We start from the raw sequence: 14,320 nt of genomic DNA on the forward strand, positions 1-14,320 counted from the left end.
CCTTGAATGACAGTGTAGGAAGAAGCAAAAACAGTTCATACGCGCAAAATGCTGCGGTATGACCATCAGGTTCGACGTTCTGACGAACCGGTTAAACGATTTGTCGAAACAGCGTAAAAATGGCGTCAACGATGAACTCTCGCAGCGCTCGCGAAGAGGTTACGCCGCGCGCCGACTCACACCGTGCCGCGGTCGATCTTGCGCGCGAGAATGATCGACGTCGTGGTCCGCTCGACGCCTTCTAGCCCGCCGATCTGATCGAGCAGATCGTTGAGCCGCTCCGGCGAATCGGCGCGCAGCCATGCCACGTAGTCGAACTCGCCGCTGACCGCGCACAGCAGCTGCACTTCGGGCATTTTGCCGAGGCGTTTCTGCACGGCCGGCCCGTGCTTCGGCGCGATGATGATGCCGACATACGCGACGATGCTCGAATCGAGCACGTCCTGGCCAAGCCTCACGCTGTAGCCGGCGATCACGTTGCTGCGCTCGAGCCGCGCAATGCGCGCGATCACAGTTGTGCGCGCGACGCCGAGCTGCCGCGCAAGATTCGCGACGCTCTCGCGCGCGTTGGCTTGCAGCAGTGCAACGAGGTTGCGGTCGAGGTCGTCGAGCTGGTCGAGGCGCGGAGGTCTCATCGAAGGGGAAGGAAGTTGGTGTGGAATGTCGCGGATTATCGCGCGTCTGCACGCAGCGGCGCCATGTCACGCGGTACGGTCACAGATGCACGGCACACTGTGGGGCGGCCCAGGCGCAGTATGTCGGCGCGATTGCCGCTCAGGCGCGAGCCGTTTCGCGTTCGTTTCGGTTGTAAGCGTTTGTCGCACACGCACCGTATTGTAGGGTTAACGTGTTACTAATAGCGGCGACGGGCGAATGCGGCAGCCGCTTGCGGTGCGGCGCCATTCGCCGCTGGCGCGGGGCAAGACGCTCGCCGTGCGCCGTGTCTCAATAACGAACAGACATCAGGAGTTTCGATGAAAAAAGCACTGGTTATGCTGGCTACGGCCGTTTCGATGGGCGGCGCGTTCGCCCAAACCGCCGCGCCGGCCGCAGCGCCGGACACCACGGCCTCGGCTTCCGCGGCCAAGGCCGGCCACGAACGCAACGTCGAAGACCGCATCGCTTATCTGCACTCGCAACTGAAGATCACGCCCGCGCAGGAAACGCAATGGAAGGCGTTCGCCGACGTCATGCGCAGCAACGGCGAAACGATGGGCCAGTTGTTCGAGCAGCGCAAGGCGGCCACCAACGTGAGCGCGCTCGACGACATGAAACAGTACGCAACGATCGCGCAGGCGCATGCGGACGGCATGAAGAAGCTCGTCGATGCGTTCGATCCGCTGTATAGCAGCCTGTCGCCGGAGCAGAAGAAGCTCGCCGACGCGACGTTCCACCAGGGCGGCCCCGAGGGTCATCATCGCGGCCACCATGGCAAGGGCAAGGGCGGCAAGCCCGCGGCCGAAGCCGCGAGCGACGCGACCGTCAAGCCGTAATGAAAGAGCGCCCCCAGCGGGGGTTGCCCCGTTGCGGGCGCGGGTCCGTTCGGACGCGGTTGATTTCGGCAATTCCGCCGGCGCCCGAACAGCGGCTTTCTCACCACGCCTCAGCCTTTCGCCTTCCCCCGCCCGGCTCATGCATCTGGCATTATTCGGGGGCGCGCTGTCTGGGCCGGCTACCCGTCCCAGCGACTCGACGCACGATCGCCGCAAAGCGGCAAGTCTCGCCGCAACGCTCACCCCCTAATCTTCCACCCGCTTCATGACCGAACTCAGCAATCTCGATTTGCGTAACGATCCGCACGCCCAACGCGTCGTCAAGGACGAAACGGTAAGCGTCGAATTCGCCGCCTCCGAAGGCCAGTTGATGAGCCTCGAAGGCCCGAACCGCTATGTGCGCGGCGATGCGCTGATCACCGGCTCGACCGGCGAGCGCTGGGTCGTGTCGCGCGAGCGCTTCGATGCGAAGTACCTGCCCGCCGATGCCGCGCTCGCGCACGGCGAAGCCGGCGCCTACCGCAACCGCCCGGCGGTCGTACTCGCCCGCCGGATGGACGAGTCCTTCTCGCTCGCACGCTCCGCGAGCGGCGGCGACGTGCTGCACGGCGCGGCCGGCGACTGGGTCATGCAGTACGCGCCCGGCGACTATGGCGTCGTGCAGGCCGCGCGTTTCGCGAAGGTCTATCGGCTCGCGGATTGAATCCGCTTCGCCCGCGTTTCATTCGCGCTTCATTCGTGCTTCACGCGAACTCTTCGCCGAGATCGACCGTGACTTCGCGCGGGACCGCCTCGCCGTTCGCGTACATTTCTTCGAGCGAGCCCAGGCTCGCTTCGACGTACGCGCGCAATACCGCAAAGCTGCGGCCACGCAACCGCGCCGGCATCGCGCGATAACGCGCGAGCGCCGCCGGCGCGATCGCGACCGTCATCGCGATACGGCGCGCGGTGGAACCGAAGCGCATTGCTACCCAGTGAACCGTCAGTGTGGGCGTGCCATCGTCGGCGGCACGCTCGATGAACTGCGTCTGCTCGGGAAACAGATCGCTGATGACGCGCGCGAGCTCGTCGAACTCCGGATGCGCGCAGTCGTATTGGTAAGCTTCCATGAAGGCTGCCGGGAAATGAAGATCCTGAAACGTAGGCGCATTTTAGAGAAACGCCGAAGGGATAGCGAGGCGCCTGCTGTCCAGCGGCTCATCCGCTCACGTCGCCGCCGGCCGCCGGTAAATCCGTATTAGCAGTCCCGCGACGAACACCGCCGCCACCACATAGATCGTATCGGCCGCCGCGAGCGGCAGCAGCCGCGCCTGCGTCATTGCCGCTGGCACGTCGATCAGCGCGTGCACTCCGATCGCGAGCGGCAGGATGCCGCGCGAGCCGGCCCGCACGCCGCGCCACATCAGCACCGACAGGCCGATCTGGAACACCAGCGCCGCGACGCGTTCGAGCGCGAAAATGCCGGCCAGTTGCGGCGTCAGGCTCGCGAGAATCAGATGCACGCGCATCACCGCTTCGGCCGGCAGATTGCCGAGGTAATCGCCGAGCTGGCCACGGTTTTCGAGGACCGCGAACACGAGCCACTGGAACTGCACGAACACGCCGACCATCCATGCTTCCGCGCCGCCGTGGCCGAGGCCGTAGCTGAGCGCGGCGCCATCGTCGGCGCGCAATGCGGCGGTGCGCGTGTCGGCGGTCGTGCCGGCGGCGGGGCTCGCGCCCGCGCTTGCATCGACGCCGGCGGGCGCGTCGACGTTCGCCTTCTTGCGCACGGCCGGCCGCGCCGCCGCGCGCTTCATGAGCAGCCGCATGCCGAAGAACCGCCCCACTTCCTCGCAAACGCCCGCGGCCAGCGCACCATAGACGACGAACGCGAGCGGCTGCGAAAGGAACGCCGCGGTCGTTTCGTTGCCGCGCAACAGATAGTCGTGCAGCGCACGCTCGATGACCATCGCGAACAGCGCGAACACCGCGACGCCGGCGATCGCGTCGCGCGGCCGAAGCGCGAACGGACGGCGCAATTGTCGGTAAATCAGAAACGGTAAAGCGGCGATGACGAGCGTGGCGAGCGCGAGGCTCGCGAGGGTAAGCGGTGGCACGACCATGAGTATCCTTGCGGGGTTCCTTGCAATCCCCGGCGCGCAACCGCTGCGCGCCGCAGCCCGCATCATCGCAGATTGGCCGGAAATCAGCGTGCGGTCGACGCACGCACGATCAGCTCGCCGGGCAGCAGGCAGTCGCGCGCGCCCGTCTGCGCGCCTTCGATGCGCTCGTGCAGGAATTCGACCGCGCGATAACCGATGTCGTAGGTCGGCTGGCGGATCGTCGTGATGCCGGCGAGCTCGGCCCAATCCGGATCGTCGATGGAAAGCAGCGCGACGCGGCTCTGCCAGTGCGCGCCGTAACGCGCGTTCAGATGCAGCGCGAGACGCAACGCGACCGGTGCGTTGGCCGCGAACAGCGCGACGCGTGGGGAGGCGCCGGCGGGCTCGGCACCGGCCCCGCCCAGCGAGTCGATCGCGCGATCCAGCTCCGCGAGACCGCGCTCGAGCGCAGTTGCATCGGCGAGATCGAGCACCAGCGTACGACCGCGCGCGCGGCCATCGTCGCGCATCGTCCGATCGAATGCTTCGACGCGCAACTGCCGCGAGCTGACCTGCTCGAACGGCTGCACGACGAACCAGATGTGCTCGAAGCCCCGTTCGAGCAGATGCCGCGTACCGAGCGCGGCGGCCGCGCCATTGTCGAGACCGACCATGTCGGCGACCAGCCCTTCCACGCGTCGGTCGACCAGTACCGCCGGAATCCCGCCGTCGCCGACCGGCCGCAAAGTCTCCTCGCGCACGCCTAGCGCGTTGACGATCACACCTTCCACGCGATACGTGGTCAGCAGTTGCAGATAACGCCGCTCCATCTCGACTTCGTTCGCCGCGTGGCAAATCAGCGGCATCAAGCCGAGCGCGTGGCACGCGGCCTCGACGCCTTGCAGCACTTCGACGGAGTACGGATTGGTCAGGTCGGCGACCAGCATGCCGATCAGCCGGTTGCGGCCGCGCTTCAGGCCGCGCGCCATCTGGTTCGGCTGATAGTCGAGCCGCGCGATCGCGGCTTCGATGCGCGCGCGCAGCTCGGGCGACAGCGCGCTGAACTCGCCGTTCAGATAGCGTGAGATGCTGGTCTTGCCGGTGCCGGCTTCACGCGCGACATCGGTGATCGTCGCGCGGCGCGTGGGCGCGCTCGGGGGACCAGGCGGCATGCTGGCCGGGGGCGGGGTCGTGCTCATTCGCTCATCGCTCGTGTCGGTCCGAGGGCGGGAGCTTGCGCGCCGCCCTGCGAATCACTTCGCCAGGACGTCACGGTTGACGATGTTGGTCGTCAATGTGCCGTCGAGCGCGGCGACCAGGTTCTCGGCCGCGTTGAGCGCCATCGCATGACGGGTCTCGTGCGTCGCCGAGCCGATATGCGGCAGCGCGACCACGTTCGGCATGGCGAGCAACGGCGAGTCGGCAGGCAACGGTTCGGTGTCGAACACGTCGAGGCCCGCGCCGTGAATCGTGCCGTTGCGCAGCGCCTCGATCAGCGCCGGTTCGTCGACGGTCGCGCCGCGTGAAGCGTTGATCAGGATCGCGCTCTTCTTCATCGCGCGCAGTTCGGCGGCGCCGATCAGATGCCGCGTCTCTCGCGTGAGCGGCACCTGCAGACAGACGAAATCGGACTGCGCAAGCAATTCAGCGAGCTCGACGCGCCGCGCGCCATACGCGCGTTCCACTTGCCGGTTCGCGCTGCGGTTCGTATACAGCACCTTCATGTTGAAGCCGAGCGCCGCGCGTCGCGCGACCGCGCCGCCGATGCGTCCAAGCCCGACGATGCCGATCGTCTTGCCCTGCACGTCGAGCCCGAACTGCGCGGGCCCGATGCTCGTGCGCCACTGCCCCGCCTTGACCCAGTCGGCCAGCTCGACGACGCGCCGCGCGGACGCGAGGATCAGCGAGAACACGGTATCGGCGGTCGATTCGGTCAGCACGTCCGGCGTGTGCGCGAGCACGATGCCGCGGCGCGTGAGGTCGTCGACGTCGAACTGGTCGTAGCCGACCGAGATCGTCGACAGCGCCTTCAGCCGGCTCGCGCCTTCGAGCATCGCCGGCGTGATCTGCACGCTCGCGCCGATGCCGCCGTCGGCATCGCGCAGCGCGGCGACTAACGCATCATGCTGTGACGGATCGACCTGCACGACCTGCGCATGCTGTTGCAGATAGGCGAGCACATCCTCGGGCAGCGACTTCCAGGCGACGATCTTGTTCATCAGCTAATTTTCCTTGCGACGGTGGGACGAGCGGGGCCACGTTGTTCGGCGGCGGCCGGCTTGACGGCGAGTGTCAGGATCACCGCGGCGACGAGCGCCACGCTCATGAATGCATACGATGCCGCGGGCGAACCGGTCGCGCCGTTCAGATAGCCGACCACGTACGAGCCGACGAACGAACCGAGCGCGCCCATGCTGTTGATCAGCGCCATCGCGCCGCCCGCGACGTTCTTCGGCAGCAGTTCCGGTACGATCGCGAAGAACGGTCCATACGGCGCGTACATCGCGGCGCCCGCGATCACGAGCAGCGCATACGAGACCCAGAAATGCGCGGAGCCGAGCCCGTACGACGCCGCGAACGCAATCGCACCGATCAGCAGGAACGGCCACACGAACACCTTGCGGCGGTTGAGTTTATCCGATGCCCACGAAGCTGCAAGCATCGCGATCGTCGCGGCCAGATACGGCAGCGCCGACAGCCAGCCGGTCTCCACCATGCCGAACGACGAGCCGTTCTTCAGGATCGACGGCAGCCACAGCACGAAGCCGTACACGCCGATGCTCCAGCAGAAATACTGCGCGCACAGCTTGATGACCGCGGGCGTGCGAAACGCCTCGCTGTAGTTGCGCACCGGCTTGATCGCGGCCTGCTCCGCGCGCAGCGTCTGCGCGAGCGCGTCCTTTTCCTGCTGCGTGAGCCACGACACCTGCTCGGGCTTGTCCTTGACGAGGAACCACCAGCAGATCGCCCAGATGATCGCGGGCGCGCCCTCGGCGATGAACATCTGCCGCCAGCCGAACGAATGCACGAGATAGCCCGACACGACCGACATCCACAGCACCGTGACCGGATTGCCGAGGATCAGGAACGTGTTCGCGCGCGAGCGCTCGCTCTTCGTGAACCAGTTGCTGATGAAGATCAGCATCGCCGGCATCACCGCGGCTTCGACGACGCCGAGCAGGAAGCGGATCGCCATCAGCGACGGAATGTTGCTGACCATGCCGGTCAACGCCGCGCAGCCGCCCCACAGAACGAGGCTCCGAGAACACGAGTTTCTTCACGCTGCGGCGCTCGGCATAGATCGCACCCGGAATCTGGAAGAAGAAATAGCCGAGGAAGAACAGCGCGCCGATCAGCGACGCGAGCCCCTTGCTGACGCCGAGATCCTGGTTGATGCCGGCCGCTGACGCGAAGCCGAAATTCGCGCGATCCAGATACGCGAGGCTGTAGGTGATGAACACGATCGGCATGATCGTCCACCAGCGGCGAATCGCAAGCGATGAGGTCATGGAAGTCTCCTTGGACGGCGTCGTCCCGAATCAATGATGAAAGAATCTGGGCGCGCTGTGGGCGCTCTTGTTGTCGTCGATGCTGGTTGTGGATGCAGCGCTATCGATGCGGTCCGATCCGCGTCAGGCCGCGCTTGCGATGCCCGGTACCTCGGCCAGCTCCAGCGCGTCGAGTTCGGCGCGGTTCGGCAAACCTTCCGAATCGCCGATCACCTGGATCGCGAGCGCGCCGATCCGGTTGCCACGCGCGACCGCCTGCGCGAGCGTGCGGCCTTCGAGCAGCGCGCTGATCACGCCGACTGCGAAACCATCGCCTGCGCCGACCGTATCGACGACGTTCACGATCGGCCGGCCGGCGATCGTCGCGGCATCGGTCGCGGTGCGGTAATACGCGCCCTGCGCGCCGAGCTTGACGATCACGCCGCGCGCGCCGCGCTCGAGATAGAACTTCGCGATGTCCTCCGCCTGCGTGTGGCCGGTCAGAATCTCACCCTCGCCGATGCCGGGCAGCACCCAGTCGGCGAGCGCGGCGAGCGCGTTCAAGCCTTCGACCATCGCCGCGCGCGAGGGCCATAGCGTCGGACGCAGGTTCGGGTCGAACGAGATCGTCCTGCCGGCAGCGCGCATTTCGCGGGCCAGGTGGAATGCGAGTTCGCGCGAGCTTGCCGAGATCGCCGGGGCGACGCCGGTCAGATGCAGATGACGCGCGGGCAGCACGTAATCGGCGACGTAGTCGTCGAGCGACAGATGGCTCGCCGCCGAGCCCTTGCGGAAGTATTCGACCGCCGGGTCGCTGCCGTCGTCGCTCTTCGACTTCAGCTGGAAGCCGGTCGGATGGCGCGCGTCGGTGCTCACGCATTGCTGGTCGATGCCCTCTTTCGTCAGCGTGTCGCGCACGTACCGGCCGAACGAATCGTCGCCGACGCGGCTCATCCAGCCCACCCTGAAGCCGAGTCGGGACAAGCCGATCGCGACGTTCAGATCCGCGCCGGCGATGCGCTTCGTGAAGTGCCCGACGCCCGCGAGCGGGCCGGCTTCGGCGGCGACGAACATCGCCATCGCTTCGCCGTAGGTGATCACGTCGAGGGCGGGGTAAGGGTGGGTCATGCTGGGCTCCTGGTGGTGCTGCTGATGCGGTGATTCGTGTTGCGTGGCATGCGTTGTTTGCTGCCTGGGTTGCTGCCTGAGTTGCTGCCTCGTCTGCTCCCTACGGCTTCGACCGAGGCGCTTCGTGATGCCGCGTCGCGCGTCTACACGCGCGCAAGCCAGCTCACATAACGCGCGGCATCCGCGTCGATTCGGCTCGGATCGAACGGAAACTCGATGCCGCGCGGCACATCGCGCGGCAGCCGGTCGAGGAGCGCGCGCAATGGCGCGTCATCCTCGGCCGGCGCGCTCGCAAAGCGCCGCGCGCCCTCGCCCGTGGTGGTCTTGCAATGGATGTACTCGACGTACGGCGCGAGCTGCGGCGCGATGGGTAGCGGCGCAACGTCGAGCCACGCCCAGTTGCCGGTATCGAAGGTCATGCCTAGCACGCCCGCGTGGCCTTCACGCGCGAGCGCATCGAACAGCCCGACGAACTGCGCGGGCGAGCCGCCCTGCGCCAGTTGCCCGTTTTCGACGACGAGCCGTGGCTGCACACCGCCCGTGGTGCCCGAGCCGCTCGCGACGTGCGCGACGATGGCCGCGCCGTGAGCCTCGCCCGCGAAGCCGCCGAGTTGCAGCTTGACGAAGCGCGCGCCGAGCGCGGCCGCCTGATCGAGCGCGACACGCAGTGCGTCGGTATCGAGCTGGCCGTCCGCCGCGTACAACGATGCCGGCGTCGAGAACACCGACCACAGCCCGAGATCGACCAACGCCGCGCCGAGCGCGCGCAGCCGTTGCGGGTCCGCGTCCGCGTCGCTCGCGAACAGCTCCCGGCGCACTTCGAAACCCGCCGCGCCGGCGCGCTTTGCCGCCTGCGCCCATTTCAGATGGCCGTCGGCGCGCACGGCGTTCACACCGAACGCGCTGGCGACGACCACGATCTCCACTGCATCAGCCATATCCAACTCACATAATTCTGAAGCGAAACCGCTTTTGGAACCGGTTCCAACCGAACGTAGAAAAAAAGCGCCGGGGCGCTGCGATGTGCGAATGGTGCTCGGGACAGCCATCGCGCACCATAGAGGAAATCCCCAGGCGCGGCCGGCATACGGCGAGCGTAAAGCGAAGCGCGCCAGCCACGGCAGCGCCCCGCGCGGTTCGGATTCGCGATCCCATACGCTGCCAGCGCGGAAGTCAGCCGCCCTCGTCCGCGACGCACATCGCCAGAAACTGCTCGACCACCCGCGATGGCGTGCTCGCATGCGGCACCAGAATTGACAGCCGCCGCGTCAGCGGCTGCGGGCTCAGCGACATGAGCCGCAGCGCGCCGTTCTCATGCCGCATCGACATCGCCGACACGAAGCCGACACCCATCCCCGCCCGTACCGCCTCCTTCACCCCTTCGACCCCTGCGATTTCGAGCGCCACGCGCATCGGCACGCCTGCGCGTGCGAACTCGCGCTCGACCGTCTGCCGCACGCCCGAGCCTTCCTCGCGCAGCACCAGCGGATACGCGCCGAACGCCGCGAGCTCGATGCGCCCGCCGTTGTCCGCCTGCGCGAGCGGATGCGAGCGCGGCATGATCGCGACGATCTCGTCCTCGCGCCACGCATGGACGACCGTGTCCGGCGGCAGATCGGCGCCGGCGGGACCCTCGATCATCGCGATGTCGACCGAGCCGAGCGCGCCGACGATCTCGGCCGTGTTGCCGTTGGCGGTATGCACGGTCACGTGCGGATAGCGGCGATGGAATTCGGCGATCAGGTACGGCAGCAGGTAACTCGCCGGCGTCGTGCTCGCGCCGATCCGCAAGGTGCCCTGTTCGAGACCGCGCAGCGCGTCGCGATAGGCATGCGCCTGCCGCCAGGTGTCGCGCAGCCGCGCCGCATAGGCGGCGAGCTGCTCGCCGGCTGGCGTCAGGCGCACCCCGCGGCCATCGCGCTGATACAGCGGCTCGCCGAACTCGTCCTGCAATTGCCTCAGCTGGCCGGACACCGCCGGCTGCGACAGATGCAGCGCCACTGCCGCCCGGCTGATGTTGCGATGCTCAGCGACGGCGGCGAACGTTATAAGTTGATCTGGGGTCATCTCGATGAAATATCCGTTGAGCCGATACTTCACATTCTAAATCACGATTTTTCATATCGATATATCTAATTTAGGATTAGCCCCATTGCTGCCCATGCAGTCCCACGCAAGTCCGTTACGAAGCCACCGATCATGTCCACACCCACCGCCCCGCTCGCCGCCGCCTCCCCCGTGCTGTCCACCCGCGGCCAGCTCAACGGCGTACTGTTCGTCGCGCTGTTCGCCGCCGCGGTCACGCGCATCGCGGCGATTCCGGCGATTGCCGGCCTTGGCCTGAGTCCGCTGATCGTCGGCATCGTCGCGGGTGCGATCTACGGCAACGCGCTGCGCGACAACATGCCGGCCAGTTGGGCGGCCGGCGTTAATTTCTCGGCGCGCAAGCTGCTGCGCATCGCGGTCGCGTTCTTCGGCTTGCGCGTGAGCCTGCAGGAAATCGCCCAGGTGGGCCTGCCGGGTCTCGCGGAGTCGGTGCTGATCGTCGTCAGCACGCTCGTGATCGGCACCTGGGCTGGCATGAAAATCATGAAGCTCGATCGCGACACCGCGCTCCTGACGGCGGCCGGCAGCGCGATCTGCGGCGCGGCCGCGGTGCTCGCGTTCGAATCGACGCTGCAATCGAAGCCGCACAAGAGCGCGATGGCGGTCGGCAGCGTCGTGCTGTTCGGCACGCTGTCGATGTTCCTGTACCCGGTGCTGTTCAACGCAGGCTGGCTGCATCTCGACACGGTCGGCGCCGGCCTGTTCTTCGGCGGCACGATCCACGAGGTCGCGCAGGTGGTCGGCGCGGCGAGCAACGTGAGCCCCGAAGCGACGCACATCGCGACGATCGTCAAGATGACCCGCGTGATGCTGCTCGTGCCGGTATTGCTGGTGGTCGGCCTGTGGGTGAACCGCGCGACGCGCGGCGCGAAGAATGACGGCACGGACGGCGCCGCCCCGCGCAAGCTGGCGATCCCCTGGTTCGCACTCGGCTTCCTCGCCTGCGTGGCGATCAATTCGCTGCATGTGCTGCCGGAAAGCGCCACCTCGACGCTGAACCTGTTCGACACCTTCGCGCTGACGATGGCGATGACCGCACTCGGGATGGAAACGCGCTTCTCGCAGATTCGCGAAGCGGGTCCGCGCGCGCTGACCACCGGCCTGATTCTGTATGTATGGCTGATCGCCGGCGGACTCGGCATCACATGGACCGTCCAGCACCTGTTCCACTGAGCCGTCGCCGGCTCTCCCGCCTTCCCCGACACCCCGCCGCGCGCGGGGTTTTGCGCTTTCTGGCGCACCATCCCGGCCGATCACACGGCATACTCGTTGCTGCGAACTTTGCTCCCCCAACCCGCTCGTGCGCGACGTCCGATGGCAGCGGTGAAACCGCCTTCCCGCGACGCGTCCGGGCGACCGGAATGAGGATCGATCGATGAGCCTGGAACTGTACTACTGGGATGGCCTGCAAGGCCGCGGCGAATTCGTGCGGCTCGCGCTGGAGGAAGCCGGCGTCGACTATGTCGAAGTCGCGCGCGGCAAGCCTTTGAAGGGCCTTGGCACCGAGGCGATGATGGCGTTGATGCAAAGCCCCGACGAGCCGTATCCGCCGTTCGCGCCACCGTTTCTGAAAGACGGCGATCTGGTGATCGCGCAGACCGCCAACATCCTGTTCTATCTCGGCCCGCGCCTGAATCTCGCGCCGGAGGTGGACAGCCTGCGTTACGTCGCGAACGGCCTGCAGCTGACGATCGCCGACGTCGTCACCGAAGCGCACGACACCCACCATCCGCTCGCGAGCGGCCTCTACTACGAGGAGCAGAAAGACGCGGCGAAGGTGCGCGCGAACGATTTCATCGACCATCGGATTCCGAAGTTCATGTCGTACTTCGAGCGCGTGCTCGCGCAGAATCCGGCCGGCAACAGCTTCATGGTCGGTGACACCCTGACCTATGTGGACCTGTCGATGTTCCAGCTGATCGACGGTCTGCTGTACGCGTTTCCGCGCGCGCTGAAGCGCTTCGGCGAGCACTATCCGCGGCTCGCCGCGCTGCACGACGCCGTGATCGCAAGACCGAACATCGCCGCGTATCTGGACTCGGACCGGCGCATCGGCCATAACGAAAGCTGCATCTTCCGGCACTATCCTGAACTCGACAAGGCGGCGACTTGAACCGCGCCGCCCGCCCCCGCCCGCTCGCCGCCGCGCGCCCGCCATTCGAGGCGGGCGCGCTGCTGTTGTGCTGCGGTTTTTTCAACCTTCCTTCACGCCCCGTACCGACGACGTGCTTTCATTCCTGCTGAAGCTGCGCACCCGCGCCCAACGCCTGTTCCGCCTCTCAGAAGCCCACACGATGCTGGTCTGGTCGGTCGTGGTCGGCATTGCCGGCGCGTTCGCGACCGTCGCGTTTCGCTGGTGCATCGAACTGCTGCAACTGGCGATGACCGGCCGCTCCGGCAGCTTCGTCGAAACGGCGCGCAGCCTGCCGTGGACCATGCGCATCTGGGTGCCGGCCGCGGGCGGTCTCGTCGCCGGCGTGTTTCTGCTGATCGCGCAGCGTTACGCCGACAGGAACACACACAGCGACTACATGGAAGCGGTCGCGATCGGCGACGGCGCCGTGCCGGTGCGGCTGAGTCTGTGGCGCAGCGTGTCGTCGCTGTTCACGATCGCGAGCGGCGGCTCGATCGGTCGTGAAGGTCCGATGGTACAGCTCGCGGCGCTCGCCTCGTCGCTGATCGGCCGCTGGGTCCACTTCGATCCGCCGCGGCTGCGCCTGCTCGTCGCGTGCGGCGCGGCGGCCGGTATCACGTCCGCGTACAGCGCGCCGATCGCGGGCGCGTTTTTCGTCACCGAGATCGTGCTCGGCTCGATCGCGATGGAAAGCTTCGGTCCGGTACTGGTCGCGGCGGTCGTCGCGAACATCACGATGCGCGAGTTCGCCGGCTACAAGCCGCCCTACGAGATGCCGGAGTTTCCGACCGTGACCGGTCCCGAGGTGCTGCTGTTCGTCGCGCTTGGCGCGCTGTGCGGCGCGGCCGCGCCGCAGTTTCTGCGGCTGCTCGACGCATCGAAGGCGGCCTTTCGCAAGCTGCCGGTGGCGTTGCCGGTGCGGCTCGCACTCGGCGGTCTCGTGGTCGGCATCATTTCGGTCGCGGAGCCCGAGGTGTGGGGCAACGGCTACAGCGTCGTGAACTCGATCCTGCATTCGCCGTGGACATGGTCCGCGCTCCTGCTCGTGCTCGTCTGCAAGCTCGCGGCGACCGCGGCGACGGCCGGCTCCGGCGCGGTGGGCGGCGTGTTCACGCCGACGCTGTTCGTCGGCGCGGCGGTCGGCTCGCTGTTCGGCCAGGGCATGCACGCGTTGTGGCCGCATGCGACGTCGGCCGCTTACGCCTATGCGATGGTCGGCATGGGCGCATTCCTCGCGGGCGCGACTCAGGCGCCGCTGATGGCGATCCTGATGATCTTCGAGATGACGTTGAGCTATCAGGTCGTGCTGCCGCTGATGCTGTCGTGCGTGGTCGCGTATTTCATTGCTCGCGCGATCGGCAAGACCTCGATGTACGAGATCACGCTGCGCCGCAATCGCGAGGAGCAGGAGCGCTCGCGATTGCGCGCGACGCAGATGCGCGAGCTGATCCGCCCCGCGCAGACCGTCGTGCCGCCGAACGCGACCGTGCACGACATGACGCGCGTGTTCCTCGAGTATCCGGTCAAGTATCTGTACGTCGCGAACGACTCGGGCGCGTTTCTCGGCGTGGTCGCGCTGAAGGACATCACGTCCGATCTGCTCGAGCGGCGCGACACGTCGATGAAAACCGCCGCCGATTATCTGCAGCCGCATTTCGACGTGCTGACGCCGGACATGTCGCTCGCCATCGCGTTACAGCACTTCATGGCGTTTCAGGGCGAGCGGCTGCCGGTGATCGAGAGCACCGCGCATCCGAAGCTCGCCGGCGTCGTCTACAAGACCTCGCTGCTCGATGCGTACTTCCGCATGAATCCGTCGCGCTAGAGCTTTCGAAGGCTTCGCGGGGCGCGATGCAAAGCGCCGCGGATTCTCTACAATGGACAGAC

Annotated in this window: 13 protein-coding genes and 1 pseudogene; 5 read left to right on the plus strand and 9 right to left on the minus strand. The window is 66.8% G+C overall.

Translation table 11 applies throughout. From position 1 onward, the window contains the following. Positions 1–176: 176 nt before the first annotated feature. The gene (locus tag OKW28_RS26555) at positions 177–635 is read right to left on the minus strand and encodes an Lrp/AsnC family transcriptional regulator (RefSeq protein ID WP_008922942.1); all 459 of its coding nucleotides are present in this window, start codon (positions 633–635) and stop codon (positions 177–179) included. Between the two features lie 339 nt (positions 636–974). On the opposite strand from OKW28_RS26555, the gene OKW28_RS26560 reads away from it, so the two are divergent. Then, positions 975–1,493, plus strand: coding sequence for a Spy/CpxP family protein refolding chaperone (locus tag OKW28_RS26560; protein WP_184003867.1), 519 nt, complete (start codon positions 975–977; stop codon positions 1,491–1,493). 265 nt (positions 1,494–1,758) lie between these two features. Next, positions 1,759–2,196, plus strand: a complete 438-nt coding sequence (locus tag OKW28_RS26565; RefSeq protein WP_429450174.1) for a PGDYG domain-containing protein — start codon at positions 1,759–1,761, stop codon at positions 2,194–2,196. Positions 2,197–2,236: 40 nt separating this feature from the next. Here OKW28_RS26565 and OKW28_RS26570 read toward each other — a convergent pair whose 3' ends face one another. From OKW28_RS26570 to OKW28_RS26605, 8 genes and pseudogenes are all read right to left on the minus strand, one after another. Continuing rightward, on the minus strand, positions 2,237–2,602 hold the full coding sequence (locus OKW28_RS26570; protein ID WP_429355671.1) for a DUF3022 domain-containing protein: 366 nt from the start codon (positions 2,600–2,602) through the stop codon (positions 2,237–2,239). A gap of 96 nt (positions 2,603–2,698) precedes the next feature. Next, positions 2,699–3,598 (minus strand): YhfC family intramembrane metalloprotease, encoded by a 900-nt coding sequence (locus OKW28_RS26575; protein ID WP_429450175.1) that lies wholly within the window; start codon positions 3,596–3,598, stop codon positions 2,699–2,701. A gap of 83 nt (positions 3,599–3,681) precedes the next feature. Then, positions 3,682–4,776 carry a LacI family DNA-binding transcriptional regulator gene (locus OKW28_RS26580; protein ID WP_429450177.1) on the minus strand — a complete coding sequence of 365 codons (1,095 nt, stop codon included), beginning with the start codon at positions 4,774–4,776 and terminating at the stop codon, positions 3,682–3,684. Positions 4,777–4,830: 54 nt separating this feature from the next. Next, on the minus strand, positions 4,831–5,796 hold the full coding sequence (locus tag OKW28_RS26585) for a 2-hydroxyacid dehydrogenase (RefSeq protein WP_429450179.1): 966 nt from the start codon (positions 5,794–5,796) through the stop codon (positions 4,831–4,833). Further along, positions 5,796–7,086, minus strand: a pseudogene (locus OKW28_RS26590) (MFS transporter). Before OKW28_RS26590 ends, OKW28_RS26585 begins: the two are co-directional and overlap by 1 nt. Positions 7,087–7,209: 123 nt before the next feature. Next, entirely contained in the window at positions 7,210–8,193 is a 984-nt protein-coding gene (locus OKW28_RS26595; RefSeq protein WP_429450181.1) for a sugar kinase, read from the minus strand. A gap of 143 nt (positions 8,194–8,336) precedes the next feature. Continuing rightward, positions 8,337–9,131: a sugar phosphate isomerase/epimerase family protein gene (locus OKW28_RS26600; protein WP_429450183.1), complete on the minus strand. Its 795-nt coding sequence runs from the start codon at positions 9,129–9,131 to the stop codon at positions 8,337–8,339. A 235-nt stretch (positions 9,132–9,366) separates the two neighbouring features. After that, positions 9,367–10,260 carry a LysR family transcriptional regulator gene (locus OKW28_RS26605; RefSeq protein ID WP_429450185.1) on the minus strand — a complete coding sequence of 298 codons (894 nt, stop codon included), beginning with the start codon at positions 10,258–10,260 and terminating at the stop codon, positions 9,367–9,369. A gap of 132 nt (positions 10,261–10,392) precedes the next feature. On the opposite strand from OKW28_RS26605, the gene OKW28_RS26610 reads away from it, so the two are divergent. The 3 genes from OKW28_RS26610 to OKW28_RS26620 all read left to right on the plus strand — a co-directional run bounded on the left by OKW28_RS26610 (position 10,393) and on the right by OKW28_RS26620 (position 14,258). Beyond that, on the plus strand, positions 10,393–11,472 hold the full coding sequence (locus tag OKW28_RS26610) for a YeiH family protein (RefSeq protein WP_429450187.1): 1,080 nt from the start codon (positions 10,393–10,395) through the stop codon (positions 11,470–11,472). 202 nt (positions 11,473–11,674) lie between these two features. Further along, complete coding sequence (locus tag OKW28_RS26615) at positions 11,675–12,412, plus strand: glutathione S-transferase (RefSeq protein ID WP_429450189.1); 738 nt, start codon at positions 11,675–11,677, stop codon at positions 12,410–12,412. Positions 12,413–12,524: 112 nt separating this feature from the next. After that, on the plus strand, positions 12,525–14,258 hold the full coding sequence (locus OKW28_RS26620) for a ClcB-like voltage-gated chloride channel protein (protein WP_429450191.1): 1,734 nt from the start codon (positions 12,525–12,527) through the stop codon (positions 14,256–14,258). The last annotated feature ends 62 nt before the right edge of the window (positions 14,259–14,320 follow it).

It is taken from the genome of Paraburkholderia sp. 40 (genome assembly GCF_050434105.1).
Classification (GTDB): Bacteria; Pseudomonadota; Gammaproteobacteria; order Burkholderiales; family Burkholderiaceae; genus Paraburkholderia; species Paraburkholderia tuberum.

What these genes read in the sequence shown, in the direction of transcription:
- OKW28_RS26595 (WP_429450181.1), bottom strand. Translation starts at nt 8,193, where the DNA reads ATGACCCACCCTTACCCCGCCCTCGACGTGATCACCTACGGCGAAGCG.
- OKW28_RS26605 (WP_429450185.1), bottom strand. Translation starts at nt 10,260, where the DNA reads ATGACCCCAGATCAACTTATAACGTTCGCCGCCGTCGCTGAGCATCGC.
- OKW28_RS26570 (WP_429355671.1), bottom strand. Translation starts at nt 2,602, where the DNA reads ATGGAAGCTTACCAATACGACTGCGCGCATCCGGAGTTCGACGAGCTC.
- OKW28_RS26555 (WP_008922942.1), bottom strand. Translation starts at nt 635, where the DNA reads ATGAGACCTCCGCGCCTCGACCAGCTCGACGACCTCGACCGCAACCTC.
- OKW28_RS26565 (WP_429450174.1), top strand. Translation starts at nt 1,759, where the DNA reads ATGACCGAACTCAGCAATCTCGATTTGCGTAACGATCCGCACGCCCAA.
- OKW28_RS26615 (WP_429450189.1), top strand. Translation starts at nt 11,675, where the DNA reads ATGAGCCTGGAACTGTACTACTGGGATGGCCTGCAAGGCCGCGGCGAA.
- OKW28_RS26600 (WP_429450183.1), bottom strand. Translation starts at nt 9,131, where the DNA reads ATGGCTGATGCAGTGGAGATCGTGGTCGTCGCCAGCGCGTTCGGTGTG.
- OKW28_RS26560 (WP_184003867.1), top strand. Translation starts at nt 975, where the DNA reads ATGAAAAAAGCACTGGTTATGCTGGCTACGGCCGTTTCGATGGGCGGC.
- OKW28_RS26580 (WP_429450177.1), bottom strand. Translation starts at nt 4,776, where the DNA reads ATGAGCACGACCCCGCCCCCGGCCAGCATGCCGCCTGGTCCCCCGAGC.
- OKW28_RS26610 (WP_429450187.1), top strand. Translation starts at nt 10,393, where the DNA reads ATGTCCACACCCACCGCCCCGCTCGCCGCCGCCTCCCCCGTGCTGTCC.
- OKW28_RS26585 (WP_429450179.1), bottom strand. Translation starts at nt 5,796, where the DNA reads ATGAACAAGATCGTCGCCTGGAAGTCGCTGCCCGAGGATGTGCTCGCC.
- OKW28_RS26575 (WP_429450175.1), bottom strand. Translation starts at nt 3,598, where the DNA reads ATGGTCGTGCCACCGCTTACCCTCGCGAGCCTCGCGCTCGCCACGCTC.